Source organism: Parageobacillus caldoxylosilyticus NBRC 107762 (assembly GCF_000632715.1).
Taxonomy (GTDB): domain Bacteria; phylum Bacillota; class Bacilli; order Bacillales; family Anoxybacillaceae; genus Saccharococcus; species Saccharococcus caldoxylosilyticus.
In genome coordinates this window covers 1-12,926 of the sequence record NZ_BAWO01000054.1, presented here as the reverse complement: position 1 = coordinate 12,926, position 12,926 = coordinate 1, and the positions used below count along the sequence as shown (strand labels likewise).

The following is a 12,926-nucleotide window of genomic DNA, read 5'->3' as shown; positions in this document are numbered from 1 at the left end:
TTTACGAATAGAAGCATGCGTACTGCTCTGCTTCTGTTTTTGGTTCGCTTACTTCAAGAGCATGGTCGATGTAGCGGAGCAAAGACGTCAATCGCTCCTGAATCACGGAGTAATCATGTTCGAAGTTGTAAGCGTGAAGAAACTTCTCGATTTTTTTCGAAAGCAAGTCATCTTGCGTGCGCACCATTAAAATAAGCAAGTTATCCCATTCGGAACGGTGCGTGTAATACAACGCTTTATCATAATCAATCGTGTTCAATAAGCATGCCTCCTTTAGCGAAGGAGTTATTGTTAGTGTATGATGCTCGAACTTTTTTTACACTGTCAATGTTACGCAGGTAGGTAAAAAATAAATTATAACTGAAATAAGCGGGGAAAAGTAAAAATAAATGTTGCAATTTTATGACAAAAACAGTATCCTCAAAGTAAGGGGATGGTGAAATGAAAGAACGGCATGAGGGGAAAGAGATTACGCAAATGTGTAAAATGATCGCTGCTGTGGGATTGATTGTCGGATTTTCCTTGTTTTTGTTAAGTTTTGTTGCAAGCGGTTACAACAAAGACTTTTTCCTTACTATTGTAAGTTTAGGAATTATTGGCGCTTCGATGTTTATGTTCGGCTTTGGAACGTTTATGGGGATTTTAACGGAAACATATAGAAATACGAAAAAAAGTATGTAAAAACACCGGCTGCTAAACGCCGGTGTTTTATTTCTTTTTTTGCTGGTAGTACCAGTACAACGTCAGCAGGACAACGAGAAAAATAAAGAAAAGGGCGAAAAAAGAGCGGTACGAATCCATATATTGTTTAATTTTGATCCAGTTTTCCCCCAAATAATTGCCAATGGCAAGAAAGGTAAAAATCCATACAAATGCTCCGCTATAAGCATACACCATAAATTTTTTCCAGTCATATGCGTTCGCGCCAGCTAAAAAGGCGGCAACATGGCGGATGCCAGGGATAAAGTAGCAAATAAACAGCACGGAAGGTCCTAGTTTGGCAAATAATGTTTTTGTTTGCTCCATTCGTTTTTCCGTAATATGTATTTTTGGGCCAAATTTTCGCAAAAATGGCAAACCTAATACGACTCCTAAGCAGTAGCTAATGGAAATACCGATAGTAGCGCCAAAAAAGCTGCAAATAAAAGCAATAGGATAGGACAGAGAACCGACAGAAATGCGGTAACCGACATAGGTGAGCAGAAGTTCGTCGGGAATGGGCATGCCGACAATACCTAACATAAGTACAATCATGATGCCAATATAGCCAAAATGGTTGATAAAATAATGCAAATAATGCTCCACTGTACCACCACGCTTTAATGAATTTAGTCGCGAGCAAAGCGAATAAGCAGAAAATGAAAGGGCTTCATTATTCGCTAATGTTCATTATAAAACAATGCATGTGTTGAAGGGAAATTGCATTTTTGACCATCCAAAGAAAATGAATGATATATGTTTTGTTCGAGTATCAATAATAATGCCTAGCTCTTTCATTTTGCGTGCTGCAGCTAAAATACCGCAATATACCCTGTATTGTTTTCCTTTTACTACCTCGTCATAGTCTCCAGGAGTATGTTCCATCTAAATCAGATTTACCGGCAATATGGATTTCCCATGAGGCAAGATATAGAAATATGAAATGGACTTATACGTATCAAAACTCCTGTTTTCTCATACATTGTGATAAGAGGAAAAGGGGAGGAGATGTGCATGCGACAAGATGAGTTAAAGGAGTTGGAACGGGCGATTGCTGAGATTACGGAAATTGCCGAAGGATTTGGGTTGGACTTTTATCCGATGCGTTATGAAATTTGCCCAGCGGATATTATTTATACGTTTGGTGCGTATGGCATGCCCACAAGGTTTTCCCACTGGAGCTTTGGCAAGCAGTTTTATAAAATGAAGCTGCATTACGATTTGGGGTTAAGCAAAATTTATGAGTTGGTGATTAATTCTGACCCGTGTTATGCGTTTTTGTTAGATACGAATACGTTAATCCAAAACAAACTAATTGTCGCTCATGTGCTGGCGCATAGCGACTTTTTTAAAAATAACGTGCGCTTTAGCAATACAAAGCGCGATATGGTCGAAAGCATGGCAGCCACCGCCGAGAGAATCAAACATTACGAACACCAATATGGAAAATTGGAAGTAGAAAAGTTTTTAGATGCGGTATTGGCGATTCAAGAGCATATCGACCCGTCACTGCTTCGTCCAAAACTATCGTGGACGTGGGAAGATACGGAAGTATATGAAGAGGAAGAACCGCCAAAAAGAGCGACGCCATATGACGATTTATGGAGTCTTGATGAAAAAGATCGCCCAGCTCCGCCTCCGCGCAAAAAGCGCAGGAAGTTTCCGCCGCAGCCGGAAAAAGACGTATTGTTGTTTATTGAGGAGTATAGCCGTGAACTGGAAGACTGGCAGCGCGATATTTTAACGATGATGCGCGAAGAGATGCTCTATTTCTGGCCGCAACTTGAGACGAAAATCATGAATGAAGGCTGGGCAACGTATTGGCATCAGCGCATTTTGCGGGAAATGGACTTAACAAGCGACGAGGCGATTGAATTTGCGAAATTAAACGCGAATGTTGTACAGCCGTCGCGCACAGGAATTAATCCGTACTATTTAGGATTGAAAATTTTTGAAGACATTGAAGAGCGTTGGAACAACCCGACGGAGGAAATGAAAAAACGTGGGGTGAAGCCGGGATCGGGCCGCGAAAAAATTTTCGAAGTGCGCGAATTGGAATCCGATATTTCGTTTTTGCGCAATTATTTAACGAAAGAGTTAGTAATGCGCGAAGATATGTATTTATTCCAAAAGCAAGGAAAAGAGTATAAAATTGTTGATAAAAGCTGGGAGCACGTTCGCGATCAGCTCGTGAGCATGCGGGTCAATGGCGGGTTTCCGTACATTACGGTCAATGACGGGGATTATATGCGCAATGGCGAACTATATTTAAAGCATTGGTATGAAGGGATTGAATTAGACATTAAATATTTAGAAAAAGTGCTTCCGTATATTTATCAGCTATGGGGGCGTCCTGTTCATATGGAAACGGTGGTGGAAGAGAAGCCGATTTTGTTTACGTATGACGGGAAAATGGTGCATCGGAAATATATATGATCCGTGACATAAAGCTGCTCTGATGGCAGCTTTTTTTATTTGTTTACAGTTGCGTTCGCTTGTATAACCATAAAAAACAGTAACAGTGGCTAGGAACGGAAAAAAGGAAATGGTTCCATTAGACAATCAAACTGCGAATCGGAACGGATGAAGCGATCAAAGCATGGAGGGAAGTTTAGGCAAAGAGGGATTTGGCGTGTTACGGAAATTTAGCAAACGGAAAAATTACAAAAAAAGGATTCGATTTTTCTCATCCATTCGTTATTTTGGAAGTATGTAATCCAAAAGAAGCCGCACGTGTTCTTTCAGAAAATAGATTAGTTGGATACTTTTTGCCATGTAAAATAGTCGTTTATAAAGAGAATGGGACACCAAAAATTGGCATGCGAAAACCTACCTTGTTCATGAACATGGCAAATGATAAATCATTAAAAAGTTTAGCCGAAGATATCGAAAAAAGGCTAATAGCTTGCCTCAACGAATGTCGATTATCATTGACTCCCATCCTCTTATAGTAGACAGCTTGACGGAAAGGCTAGTATACTATAGGGGGTTTTTATTTGTCAACAATGTTTATGGAAGAAAGGTGTGTGGGAAATGAAGGAGAAAGCGCAAGCACCAACGGAGGACTCCAAATATATTCAACAGCATCTCGCCAATGAGCGTACGTTTTTAGCGTGGATTCGAACGGCTATCGCTATAACAGGAATTGGATTTCTTATCATTAACTTGCATATCAAATCGTCCCATCATTCTTTATCCAACATGGCAGTGCAAATGATTGGAACGTTGTCTGTCGTAACGGGAGTGTGTACGGTTGTTTTTGCCACTATTAGCTATTTCCAAAAAGCAAGACAAATTAATGAACAAACATTTCGTACCGCTCGTTTTCTTATTTGGTTTTTAGCACTTTTAGTGTTATTTGTCACGCTGTTGTTTGGTTATTATTTTTTTGTTTCTTTGTATAAAGTATAAGGGAATGGTTATCATCATTATCGGTGGTAACCATTTTATTTTTGGGATCCATAAGCATAATGGATAAAAAATTGTATGGTATAAAACATTTTTACATTTATAACCCTATTAATCATGACAAATTTGTGAAAAACATCACAATTTCGGTATCTTGTCAAAGTTTTTTTGTTATAATTGTTGACAAAATAAATAAGAGCAAGAGGAATCAAAGGAGGAAAAAATGTGTGGAAACGCCAAGAAAAATGGCTTGTGATGGTTAGTTTTTTTGTTGCAGTGATTATGCTTCTGTCGATGGTTGGCAGATTGTTTTCATAAAGGGAGGATATTGCGATGTGGAAATATGATCCAGTTCTGTTTAGCCGAGTACTTACGGAACTGACGCTGACGTTCCATATTATTTATGCAACGATCGGTGTCGGCGTCCCGTTAATGATTGCGATTGCTCAATGGGTAGGCATCCGCAAAAACGATGAACATTACATTTTGCTGGCGCGGAGATGGACGCGCGGCTTCGTCGTTACGGTAGCCGTCGGCGTTGTGACGGGAACGGCGATCGGATTGCAGCTGTCGTTATTATGGCCGAACTTTATGCAACTTGCAGGTCAAGTTATCAGTCTGCCGCTGTTTATGGAGACGTTTGCCTTCTTTCTTGAAGCGATTTTCCTTGGCATTTATTTATATACGTGGGATCGATTTGAAAATCAGAAAAAACATTTGTTGCTGCTTATTCCGGTTGCCATTGGTTCTTCGGCATCAGCAATGTTTATTACGATGGTAAACGCGTTTATGAATACTCCGCAAGGTTTTGAATTGAAAAACGGAGTCATCACAAATATCGAGCCGCTTGTGGCAATGTTTAATCCAGCGACGCCGACAAAAGTAGCGCACGTATTAGCGACAGCCTATATGACTTGTGCTTTTGTCTTGGCGTCCATCGCCGCTTGGCATTTAATGCGAGGCAACCGGCATATTTATCACAAAAAAGCACTGTATTTAACGATGAAAACAGCTTTGATTTTTTCACTTGCAAGTGCACTTGTCGGTGATTTATCAGGAAAATTTTTAGCTGAATATCAGCCGGAAAAATTAGCGGCGGCGGAATGGCACTTTGAAACGAGCACCCATGCGCCGCTTGTCTTGTTCGGGATGCTTGATGAAAACAATAATATAAAAAATGCGCTTATTATTCCAAACGCATTAAGCATTTTGGCGCATAATCATCCTGCCGCGGAAGTAAAAGGATTAAACGAATTTCCGAAGGAGGAAACGCCCCCGCTTTACATTCACTATTTATTTGATTTAATGGTGACGCTTGGCGTGTTTCTTACCGTTGTAGCGGCGGTTTATTGGCTTGGAAAAATATTTAAGTGGAAGTTTGTCGCGAAAAAATGGTTTTTCGGCCTGTTGGTAGCCTCCGGTCCACTTTCCATGCTGGCGATTGAAGCGGGATGGTATCTTGCCGAAGTCGGCCGGCAGCCGTGGATTTTGCGCGGTTATATGAAAACGGCGGAAGCGGCGACATCGTCAGCGCATGTCGATACGATGCTCATTTTATTTTCGATCTTGTATCTTATTTTAGGAATCGCGAGTGCGGCGGTGCTGATTAACATGTTCCGCAAAAACCCAGTCGAACGGGAGTTGGCGGAACGTTCAGGCCAGCAGGAGGTGATGGCGGAATGACGTTGGAGATTGTTGGCATTTCTGTTTTATGGCTGTTTTTGTTCGGATACGTTATAGTCGCCTCGATTGACTTTGGTGCTGGATTTTTCAGCGCATACAGCGATTTTGCCAAGAAAAAGCATATTTTGCATAAAATTATCCAGCGCTATCTTTCCCCGGTATGGGAAGTGACGAACGTGTTTCTCGTCTTTTTCTTCGTCGGCATCGTCGGCTTTTTCCCGAAAACTGCCTATTATTACGGCTCGATTTTGCTCGTTCCTGCCAGCATTGCCATTGTGCTTTTGGCGATCCGCGGGTCGTATTATGCGTTTCATACGTATGGCGGGACGGAAAGAAATTGGTATTTGCTTGCCTACGGGCTAACAGGGCTGTTTATTCCGGCGTCACTGTCGATTGTGCTGACGATTTCGGAAGGAGGATTTGTGGAGAAAAGCGGGGAAACACTCACTTTATTATATAAAGAGCTGTTTGTCAGCCCGCTTACTTGGAGTATTGTGTTGTTAAGCATTACGAGCGTTCTCTATATTTCCGCTACATTTCTAACGTATTACGCCAATGAAGCGGGGGATATGCAGGCGCGCGAATTGCTGCGGAAATATGCGCTAAGTTGGAGCGGGCCAACGATTTTATCGGCGCTCCTCATCATTTATCAGCTGCGGCATCATAATCCGGAGCATTATAGCAACATGTTCAACATTGCTTGGATGTTTGCCATATCATGTCTGTTTTTTGTATTGACCGTTTATTTGCTTTGGAAAAAGAGACATTTCGGCTGGGCGTTTATTAGCTTGCTGCTGCAATATGCGTTCGCGTTTTACGCATACGGCATTTCTCACTATCCATATTTGTTGTACCCATACTTAACGATTTACGACGGATTTACGAATCAAGCGATGGCGATCGCGCTTATTATCGCGTTTATCGCCGGTTTCTTGTTATTAATTCCATCGCTGTATTTGTTAATGCGATTGTTTTTATTCAACAAAAAATATGTAAAAGGACAATTATAGGGGGAGCATAACATGCAAACATTTCTTATTATGTATGCACCAATTCTTATTGTGGCGTTGTCTGTGGTTGCCGCGTTTTGGGCTGGATTGAAAGACAAACAGGTCGAGTAGGACTTCCTGCTCGACATTTTTTATATTTGTTAGTTGACATTTATGGAAAAATCGATTACTATAAGGACTAGGTTATATACCCATACATGTATATGTAAATAAAATATTTTATTTTGTAAAAACTATGATCGAGAAAAAACGAGGAGGAATTCTTGATGAAAGTAGCGATTATCGCAGCTAACGGTAGTTTATTTGACGCATACAAAGTATTCAATATTGCCACAGCGGCAGCGGCATCAGAGGCAGAAGTAGGCATTTTCTTCACATTTGAAGGGTTGAATCTCATTCATAAAGAAGCACATAAAAACTTACCGCTTCCAGAAGGAAAAGAGCATTTTCAAGAAGGATTTCAAAAAGCGAATGTTCCGTCAATCGAAGAGCTTGTAAAAATGGCGCAAGAATTAGGTGTGAAACTGGTTGCATGCCAAATGACGATGGACGTCATGGGTCTTGACAAAGATCAATTTGTCGATGGAATTGAAGTCGCTGGAGCGGCCACATTTTTAAACTTTGCGAAAGACGCCGACATTACGTTGACGTTCTAGTGGAGGGATGAAAATGAAACGAGTTACGGTATATACAACAACGACATGTCCGTATTGTGTAATGGTGAAAAACTTTTTACGTGAACAAGGCGTTCCGTTTGAAGAAGTAAACGTGCAGCAGGATCCTGCCGCGGCGCGGAAACTTGTTGAAACAACGGGGCAAATCGGAGTTCCGCAAATCGAAATTGATGGCCAATGGGTAATTGGCTTTGACCCGGACGCCATCATGCAATTGTTGCAGCGCTAATGAGGCACGGGACGTAATTCCTGTAAAAGAACCCGTTTCCAAGCGGTGTGAAACGATTCATTTTGGATGTACGCAACAAAGAGGAATTCGATGATTGGAAACGGAAGGAAAGAAGCATATACGATTGAAAGTGCGTCAAACGAATATAGAAAAATTTCAACCAGATAAAGAACAACGGGGAATGGAAAGCGATCCAAACCGTTGTGTGGTTTGCTAAAAATGCATCAGCAAGAAAAAGCTTCGGATTATGGATTCCGAAGCTTTTTGATTATAATAACCATTAAAAAAAGAATACAGGAGGATTTATGAATGGCAGGGCATCGTTTTCATCCAGAAAAGGCGGAAAAATTATTAGATCCGAAGCGAAAAGAAATCATTGATCCAGAAAGGGTGATAGAGATATTGCAAATCGGAACACAAGATGTCATTGCTGATTTAGGAGCCGGCAATGGGTATTTTACCGTGCCAATGGCGAAAAAGACGAAAGAAAAAGTATATGCGGTGGATGTACAACGAGAAATGTTGGAATTTTTAAAGAAACACGCAGAAAAAGAACAAGTGGATAATATCGAATATATACTTGGAGATGTATCTAATACATCTTTGCCTGCACAATCAGTGGACAAAGGACTCATGTCGTTTGTGTTTCATGAAATAGATGATCATGACGCAGTGCTTGCTGAGATCGAACGGGTAATGAAACCGAACGGAAAATTTCTGATCATTGAATGGGAAGCGGTGGAAAGCGAAATGGGGCCGCCGCTTCATGAGAGAATTCCTTCTCAACAATTGTTGGAATATATGAAAACAAAACACCAGAATGTGGAATTTTTCTCCTTTCATCCAACCGTATACGGCATATTGCTAACGTATTGAGGCAACAGCGGTTGTCTCAATACATGTCGGGATGATGAACGATACATCATTCATCCATATATTGTTAAAATAAAACAGTTGCTAATATACCTATTAGGGTATATAATAAGCGGGGATAACAGTAATGGATCGAGGTGATCGCCGTTTGTATATCATTAGCCTGATTATTTTCGGTTTATTATTTATGGCATTGTATCGCCGTTATTATCCGGTAAACAATGTTCCATGTATAGATATAGCCGATGAACGAATCAAGGATATGATTGTTTTAGATATTCGTGATTATAATGAAGCGACAGAACCGCCTATTGCTAATTCGCTTCATATTCCGTATGCTTATTTAAAACGGCATTTTTCTAATATTCCGAGTAAATCGATTCATATTATTGCAAACGATGAAATCGAAAAAAATTTAGGCATACGTTTTTTACGCCGTCACGGTTTTGACGTACAAAGCTATTCAATCATCCATTGTCCTTGTCGAGAAAGGGGAAATGAAAAATGGAATACAATAAAGAAATCAAAAACCGCTTAAGACGGATTGAAGGACAAATAAAAGGTGTTCTTAGCATGATGGAACAAGGAAAAGACTGCAAAAGCGTTGTCGCGCAGTTATCGGCGGCACGCAATGCGATCGATCGCGCCATTGCGGTCATTGTAAGCACCAATTTAGAAAATTGTCTCCGCGAAAGCATGGAAAAAGGGGAAAAAACGGAACATTTAGTCAAAGAGGCAGTAGAGCTATTAGTAAAAAGCAGATAAGTCAACTCTTCAAAAAGGGTTGACACACTCTTTTATCCATACTAATATACCTATAGGGGTAATAGTAAGATAACAAGGAGGTTATCCATCATGAATGTAAATAAAGTATTAGATGCGAAGGGATTAGCTTGTCCAATGCCGGTTGTAAAAGCGAAAAAAGCGATGGATGAATTAACATCAGGACAAGTGCTCGAAATTCAAACGACCGACAAAGGATCGAAAAGCGACTTGCCGGCATGGGCGAAAGCAAGCGGCCATACGGTTATTGACATGAAAGAAGAAAATGGCGTATTGACGTTTTGGATTCAAAAAGGGTAATTTTTTAGCTGTCCATATACCTATATAAGTATATGTATATGGAAGGAGGGGACTTAATGTCGCAACAAAAGAAAAAAACAACGATTATTTTATTTAGCGGCGACTACGATAAAGCGATGGCAGCTTACATCATCGCGAACGGTGCCGCCGCTTATGACCATGACGTCACGATTTTCCATACGTTTTGGGGATTAAACGCATTGCGAAAAGACGGGCATATTTCGGTGAAAAAAGGGTTTTTGGAAAAAATGTTTGCCAAAATGATGCCGCGTGGAGCGGATCGCATGGGGCTTTCCCGCATGAACTTTGGCGGCATCGGACCAAAATTAATCAAACACGTTATAAAAAAGCATAACGCGATGCCGCTGCCACAATTAATCGAAATGGCAAAAGAACAGGGGGTTAAATTAGTCGCGTGTCAAATGACCGTTGATTTATTAGGATTAAAGCCAGAAGAATTGATTGATGGCATTGAGTTTGCTGGAGTGGCAACGTATTTGGCGGATGCGTCAGAAGGGAACATAAACTTATTCATTTAAAGGTGATTACGAATGGCACAAACAGTAATAAATATCGTTTTATTCCTGTTGCTCGCTTGGTTTATTGCAAGCCGCGTCATTCCACCGCGCGGAGTACGGATGATGACGACAGCAGAGCTAAAGAAAGAATTAGGAAAAAAAGATGTGCAGTATGTGGATGTACGTACTCCCGCGGAATTTCGTGCGAACCATATTCGCGGATTTAAAAATATTCCGCTTCATGAATTGCCAAAACGCGCGAATGAATTATCCAAAGAAAAAGAAGTGATTGTAATTTGCCAAAGCGGAATGCGAAGCACAAAAGCCAGCAGACTATTGAAGAAACTTGGATTCCAATACGTAACAAACGTAAAAGGCGGAATGAACGCTTGGTCATAAAAAAAGGAGGGGATCGTTGATGAAACAATTAACGGCAAAAGAAGTAGAAAAACTTCTTCAAGAAGGAAAACAGCTGAACATTATCGATGTTCGTGAAGCAGATGAAGTGGCGGCCGGGAAAATCCCTGGTGCGATCAATATTCCGTTAGGATTGCTCGAATTTCGCATGAATGAGCTGGATAAAAACAAGGAATATATCCTTGTTTGCCGTTCGGGAGGAAGAAGCGGACGCGCAGCACAGCTGTTAGAAAGTCATGGATATCATGTGATCAATATGACTGGCGGCATGTTGGAATGGGAAGGACCTGTGGAATAAATAAAACGGCAAAAGGAGGAATGCAGCATGATTCGAGTAAATATGACCATTGATGCAAAAGGATTATCTTGCCCAATGCCAATTGTAAAAACAAAAAAAGCGATCAATGAGTTACAACCGGGACAAGTCCTTGAAGTACAGGCAACCGATAAAGGTTCGAAAGCCGATATCAAAGCATGGGCGGAAAGTACCGGCCATCAATATTTGGGAACGATCGAGGAAGGAAACGTGTTAAAACATTATATTCGTAAAGCAAGTGACCATGAGACAAAAGACGAAGCAACATATCCTCATGTGATTTCCAACGAGCAGCTGGCGGAAAAAATAAATGATGACTCTGTGGTCATTGTAGATGTCCGCGAACCGGCGGAGTATGCGTTCGGACATATACCAGGCGCTGTGTCAATTCCGCTTGGAGAATTAGAAGACCGCATCAATGAGCTGCCGAAGGATAAAACGATTTATGTGGTTTGCCGTACTGGAACGCGCAGCGATTTAGCGGCACAAAAATTAACCGAAAAAGGATTTGCTAATGTATGGAATGTCGTCCCAGGCATGTCGAAATGGGAAGGACCGCTCGATACAGCTCAATCCTGATTGAGCGGTTTTTTTAAAAAATAAAATATACTATAGGGGGTATGAAAATGGCAGTAAAAGAAATGACGGTGCAAACATTGACAGAAAAAGTATTAAATAAAGAACATCTCGTTATTTTCGACGTACGCAACGAAAGCGATTTTCATGATTGGAAAATTGAAGGGGAGAATTTTGAATATATTAATGTTCCATACTTTGAGTTGATTGATGGTGTAGATTCGGTTATTGACCGCCTCCCAAAAGACAAAGATGTTGTCGTCGTTTGCGCCAAGGGCGGTTCAGCGGCGTTTGTGGCAGAACAATTAGTAGAAGCAGGATTTGACAACATTTATACGCTCGTTGGCGGCATGAAAGCGTGGAGCGAACATCTTCACAGAGCAAAAGTATATGAAGATGACAAGATGAAAGTATATCAATTCATTCGTGTCGGAAAAGGGTGCCTCTCTTACATGGTGATTTCCGGAAAAGAAGCGCTTGTCGTTGATCCATCGCGGTTTATTGATGTATATGAACAAGTCGCGCAAGAAGAAGGAGCAGCGATTACGCATATCGTCGATTCCCATTTACATGCAGATCATATTTCCGGCGGAAAAGCGTTGGCGGAACGTACAGGTGCGACATATTACTTGATGAAAAGCGAAGGAGCGGTGTTTGATTTCGAACCGCTGGAAAAACATGACCGCATTGATTTTGCGCAAGTACAATTAGAAGTATTGGCGGTGAAAACGCCAGGACATACGCCGGGAAGTGTTTCCTTCTTCGTAAACAATCAACTGCTTTTCTCTGGAGATACGATTTTTGTCGGCGGACTCGGACGCCCGGATTTAGGCGGAAAAGCGGCGGAATGGGCCGCGGATTTGTATGACACGGTATACGAAAAAGTGGCTGCGATTGCGGATGATGTAATCGTTCTGCCTGCCCATTACGCTAATTTGGATGAAGAAATGAACAAAGCGGGATATATCGGCGACACATTAGGCAATATTCGCGCCCGCAACGAAATGATGCAGCATAAGCAAAAACAAGAATTTATCGATATTGTTGTTCAAAACGCAAACACAGAGACACCGCCAAACTTTGAAGACATCGTAGCGATTAACCGCGGGCTGAAAGCGGTCGACATGGAACAACAGCAAGAACTCGAAATCGGTCCAAACCGTTGCGCGCTGCATCATACCCGTTAATTTGAAGGGAGTTGAGAAAATGAATGGGAATAAGGTCGTCGATACAAAAGGATTATCTTGTGCCATGATCGTTGTGAAGGCAAAAAAGGCTATCGATGAATTGCCACCGGGTCAAATACTTGAAATCGAAACGACGGATCAAGGAGCAAAAAATGATCTAACTGCTTGGATAAACGTGAGCGGTCATGAGCTAGTCGATTATAAAGAAGAAAATGGTGTATGGAAATTTTGGGTTAAAAGAAAATAATCGTTC

Annotated in this window: 20 protein-coding genes and 1 pseudogene; 19 read left to right on the top strand and 2 right to left on the bottom strand. The window is 41.2% G+C overall.

Annotated features, from left to right (window positions below):
- Position 1: 1 nt before the first annotated feature.
- On the bottom strand, positions 2-259 hold the full coding sequence (locus tag GCA01S_RS14255) for a YhdB family protein (RefSeq protein ID WP_017436621.1): 258 nt from the start codon (positions 257-259) through the stop codon (positions 2-4).
- A gap of 182 nt (positions 260-441) precedes the next feature.
- Here GCA01S_RS14255 and GCA01S_RS14250 point away from each other — a divergent pair, with 182 nt between their 5' ends.
- Positions 442-681 (top strand): hypothetical protein, encoded by a 240-nt coding sequence (locus tag GCA01S_RS14250; RefSeq protein ID WP_017436622.1) that lies wholly within the window; start codon positions 442-444, stop codon positions 679-681.
- A gap of 27 nt (positions 682-708) precedes the next feature.
- Here GCA01S_RS14250 and GCA01S_RS14245 read toward each other — a convergent pair whose 3' ends face one another.
- A complete protein-coding gene (locus tag GCA01S_RS14245) occupies positions 709-1,305 on the bottom strand; it encodes a DedA family protein (protein WP_017436623.1) in 597 nt (198 codons plus the stop codon).
- 408 nt (positions 1,306-1,713) lie between these two features.
- Between GCA01S_RS14245 and GCA01S_RS14240 the strand changes: the two genes are divergently transcribed.
- The 18 genes and pseudogenes from GCA01S_RS14240 to GCA01S_RS14160 all read left to right on the top strand — a co-directional run bounded on the left by GCA01S_RS14240 (position 1,714) and on the right by GCA01S_RS14160 (position 12,920).
- Positions 1,714-3,135 carry a SpoVR family protein gene (locus GCA01S_RS14240; protein ID WP_017436624.1) on the top strand — a complete coding sequence of 474 codons (1,422 nt, stop codon included), beginning with the start codon at positions 1,714-1,716 and terminating at the stop codon, positions 3,133-3,135.
- A gap of 163 nt (positions 3,136-3,298) precedes the next feature.
- Positions 3,299-3,650, top strand: a pseudogene (locus tag GCA01S_RS14235) (DUF302 domain-containing protein).
- Positions 3,651-3,732: 82 nt separating this feature from the next.
- Positions 3,733-4,110: a YidH family protein gene (locus GCA01S_RS14230; RefSeq protein WP_017436625.1), complete on the top strand. Its 378-nt coding sequence runs from the start codon at positions 3,733-3,735 to the stop codon at positions 4,108-4,110.
- A gap of 330 nt (positions 4,111-4,440) precedes the next feature.
- Positions 4,441-5,790, top strand: a complete 1,350-nt coding sequence (locus GCA01S_RS14225) for a cytochrome ubiquinol oxidase subunit I (protein WP_042410888.1) — start codon at positions 4,441-4,443, stop codon at positions 5,788-5,790.
- On the top strand, positions 5,787-6,800 hold the full coding sequence (locus GCA01S_RS14220; protein ID WP_042410886.1) for a cytochrome d ubiquinol oxidase subunit II: 1,014 nt from the start codon (positions 5,787-5,789) through the stop codon (positions 6,798-6,800). Before GCA01S_RS14225 ends, GCA01S_RS14220 begins: the two co-directional genes overlap by 4 nt.
- A 12-nt stretch (positions 6,801-6,812) precedes the next feature.
- On the top strand, positions 6,813-6,911 hold the full coding sequence (gene cydS / locus GCA01S_RS21465) for a cytochrome bd oxidase small subunit CydS (protein ID WP_017436629.1): 99 nt from the start codon (positions 6,813-6,815) through the stop codon (positions 6,909-6,911).
- 155 nt (positions 6,912-7,066) lie between these two features.
- A complete protein-coding gene (locus GCA01S_RS14215; RefSeq protein ID WP_017436630.1) occupies positions 7,067-7,456 on the top strand; it encodes a DsrE/DsrF/DrsH-like family protein in 390 nt (129 codons plus the stop codon).
- Between the two features lie 13 nt (positions 7,457-7,469).
- The gene (locus tag GCA01S_RS14210) at positions 7,470-7,703 is read left to right on the top strand and encodes a glutaredoxin family protein (protein WP_042410884.1); all 234 of its coding nucleotides are present in this window, start codon (positions 7,470-7,472) and stop codon (positions 7,701-7,703) included.
- A gap of 309 nt (positions 7,704-8,012) precedes the next feature.
- Positions 8,013-8,579 carry a class I SAM-dependent methyltransferase gene (locus GCA01S_RS14205; RefSeq protein WP_042410883.1) on the top strand — a complete coding sequence of 189 codons (567 nt, stop codon included), beginning with the start codon at positions 8,013-8,015 and terminating at the stop codon, positions 8,577-8,579.
- Positions 8,580-8,703: 124 nt separating this feature from the next.
- Positions 8,704-9,114: a rhodanese-like domain-containing protein gene (locus GCA01S_RS14200; RefSeq protein ID WP_042410881.1), complete on the top strand. Its 411-nt coding sequence runs from the start codon at positions 8,704-8,706 to the stop codon at positions 9,112-9,114.
- Positions 9,081-9,341 carry a metal-sensitive transcriptional regulator gene (locus GCA01S_RS14195; protein WP_017436635.1) on the top strand — a complete coding sequence of 87 codons (261 nt, stop codon included), beginning with the start codon at positions 9,081-9,083 and terminating at the stop codon, positions 9,339-9,341. Before GCA01S_RS14200 ends, GCA01S_RS14195 begins: the two co-directional genes overlap by 34 nt.
- Positions 9,342-9,431: 90 nt before the next feature.
- Positions 9,432-9,659 carry a sulfurtransferase TusA family protein gene (locus GCA01S_RS14190; RefSeq protein ID WP_017436636.1) on the top strand — a complete coding sequence of 76 codons (228 nt, stop codon included), beginning with the start codon at positions 9,432-9,434 and terminating at the stop codon, positions 9,657-9,659.
- Between the two features lie 56 nt (positions 9,660-9,715).
- Positions 9,716-10,198: a DsrE/DsrF/DrsH-like family protein gene (locus GCA01S_RS14185; RefSeq protein ID WP_012749267.1), complete on the top strand. Its 483-nt coding sequence runs from the start codon at positions 9,716-9,718 to the stop codon at positions 10,196-10,198.
- A gap of 12 nt (positions 10,199-10,210) precedes the next feature.
- A complete protein-coding gene (locus GCA01S_RS14180; RefSeq protein ID WP_017436638.1) occupies positions 10,211-10,576 on the top strand; it encodes a rhodanese-like domain-containing protein in 366 nt (121 codons plus the stop codon).
- Positions 10,577-10,595: 19 nt separating this feature from the next.
- The gene (locus tag GCA01S_RS14175) at positions 10,596-10,892 is read left to right on the top strand and encodes a rhodanese-like domain-containing protein (protein WP_017436639.1); all 297 of its coding nucleotides are present in this window, start codon (positions 10,596-10,598) and stop codon (positions 10,890-10,892) included.
- A 27-nt stretch (positions 10,893-10,919) separates the two neighbouring features.
- Positions 10,920-11,489, top strand: a complete 570-nt coding sequence (locus tag GCA01S_RS14170) for a sulfurtransferase TusA family protein (RefSeq protein ID WP_017436640.1) — start codon at positions 10,920-10,922, stop codon at positions 11,487-11,489.
- Between the two features lie 47 nt (positions 11,490-11,536).
- On the top strand, positions 11,537-12,673 hold the full coding sequence (locus GCA01S_RS14165; RefSeq protein WP_017436641.1) for an MBL fold metallo-hydrolase: 1,137 nt from the start codon (positions 11,537-11,539) through the stop codon (positions 12,671-12,673).
- A 19-nt stretch (positions 12,674-12,692) separates the two neighbouring features.
- Positions 12,693-12,920 carry a sulfurtransferase TusA family protein gene (locus GCA01S_RS14160; RefSeq protein ID WP_042410879.1) on the top strand — a complete coding sequence of 76 codons (228 nt, stop codon included), beginning with the start codon at positions 12,693-12,695 and terminating at the stop codon, positions 12,918-12,920.
- The last annotated feature ends 6 nt before the right edge of the window (positions 12,921-12,926 follow it).

Coding starts and splice junctions, on each gene's coding strand:
- GCA01S_RS14195 (WP_017436635.1), top strand. CDS start 9,081: ATGGAATACAATAAAGAAATCAAAAACCGCTTAAGACGGATTGAAGGA.
- GCA01S_RS14225 (WP_042410888.1), top strand. CDS start 4,441: ATGTGGAAATATGATCCAGTTCTGTTTAGCCGAGTACTTACGGAACTG.
- GCA01S_RS14180 (WP_017436638.1), top strand. CDS start 10,211: ATGGCACAAACAGTAATAAATATCGTTTTATTCCTGTTGCTCGCTTGG.
- GCA01S_RS14165 (WP_017436641.1), top strand. CDS start 11,537: ATGGCAGTAAAAGAAATGACGGTGCAAACATTGACAGAAAAAGTATTA.
- GCA01S_RS14170 (WP_017436640.1), top strand. CDS start 10,920: ATGATTCGAGTAAATATGACCATTGATGCAAAAGGATTATCTTGCCCA.
- GCA01S_RS14215 (WP_017436630.1), top strand. CDS start 7,067: ATGAAAGTAGCGATTATCGCAGCTAACGGTAGTTTATTTGACGCATAC.
- GCA01S_RS14185 (WP_012749267.1), top strand. CDS start 9,716: ATGTCGCAACAAAAGAAAAAAACAACGATTATTTTATTTAGCGGCGAC.
- cydS (WP_017436629.1), top strand. CDS start 6,813: ATGCAAACATTTCTTATTATGTATGCACCAATTCTTATTGTGGCGTTG.
- GCA01S_RS14210 (WP_042410884.1), top strand. CDS start 7,470: ATGAAACGAGTTACGGTATATACAACAACGACATGTCCGTATTGTGTA.
- GCA01S_RS14220 (WP_042410886.1), top strand. CDS start 5,787: ATGACGTTGGAGATTGTTGGCATTTCTGTTTTATGGCTGTTTTTGTTC.
- GCA01S_RS14160 (WP_042410879.1), top strand. CDS start 12,693: ATGAATGGGAATAAGGTCGTCGATACAAAAGGATTATCTTGTGCCATG.
- GCA01S_RS14250 (WP_017436622.1), top strand. CDS start 442: ATGAAAGAACGGCATGAGGGGAAAGAGATTACGCAAATGTGTAAAATG.
- GCA01S_RS14230 (WP_017436625.1), top strand. CDS start 3,733: ATGAAGGAGAAAGCGCAAGCACCAACGGAGGACTCCAAATATATTCAA.
- GCA01S_RS14205 (WP_042410883.1), top strand. CDS start 8,013: ATGGCAGGGCATCGTTTTCATCCAGAAAAGGCGGAAAAATTATTAGAT.
- GCA01S_RS14190 (WP_017436636.1), top strand. CDS start 9,432: ATGAATGTAAATAAAGTATTAGATGCGAAGGGATTAGCTTGTCCAATG.
- GCA01S_RS14240 (WP_017436624.1), top strand. CDS start 1,714: ATGCGACAAGATGAGTTAAAGGAGTTGGAACGGGCGATTGCTGAGATT.
- GCA01S_RS14200 (WP_042410881.1), top strand. CDS start 8,704: ATGGATCGAGGTGATCGCCGTTTGTATATCATTAGCCTGATTATTTTC.
- GCA01S_RS14175 (WP_017436639.1), top strand. CDS start 10,596: ATGAAACAATTAACGGCAAAAGAAGTAGAAAAACTTCTTCAAGAAGGA.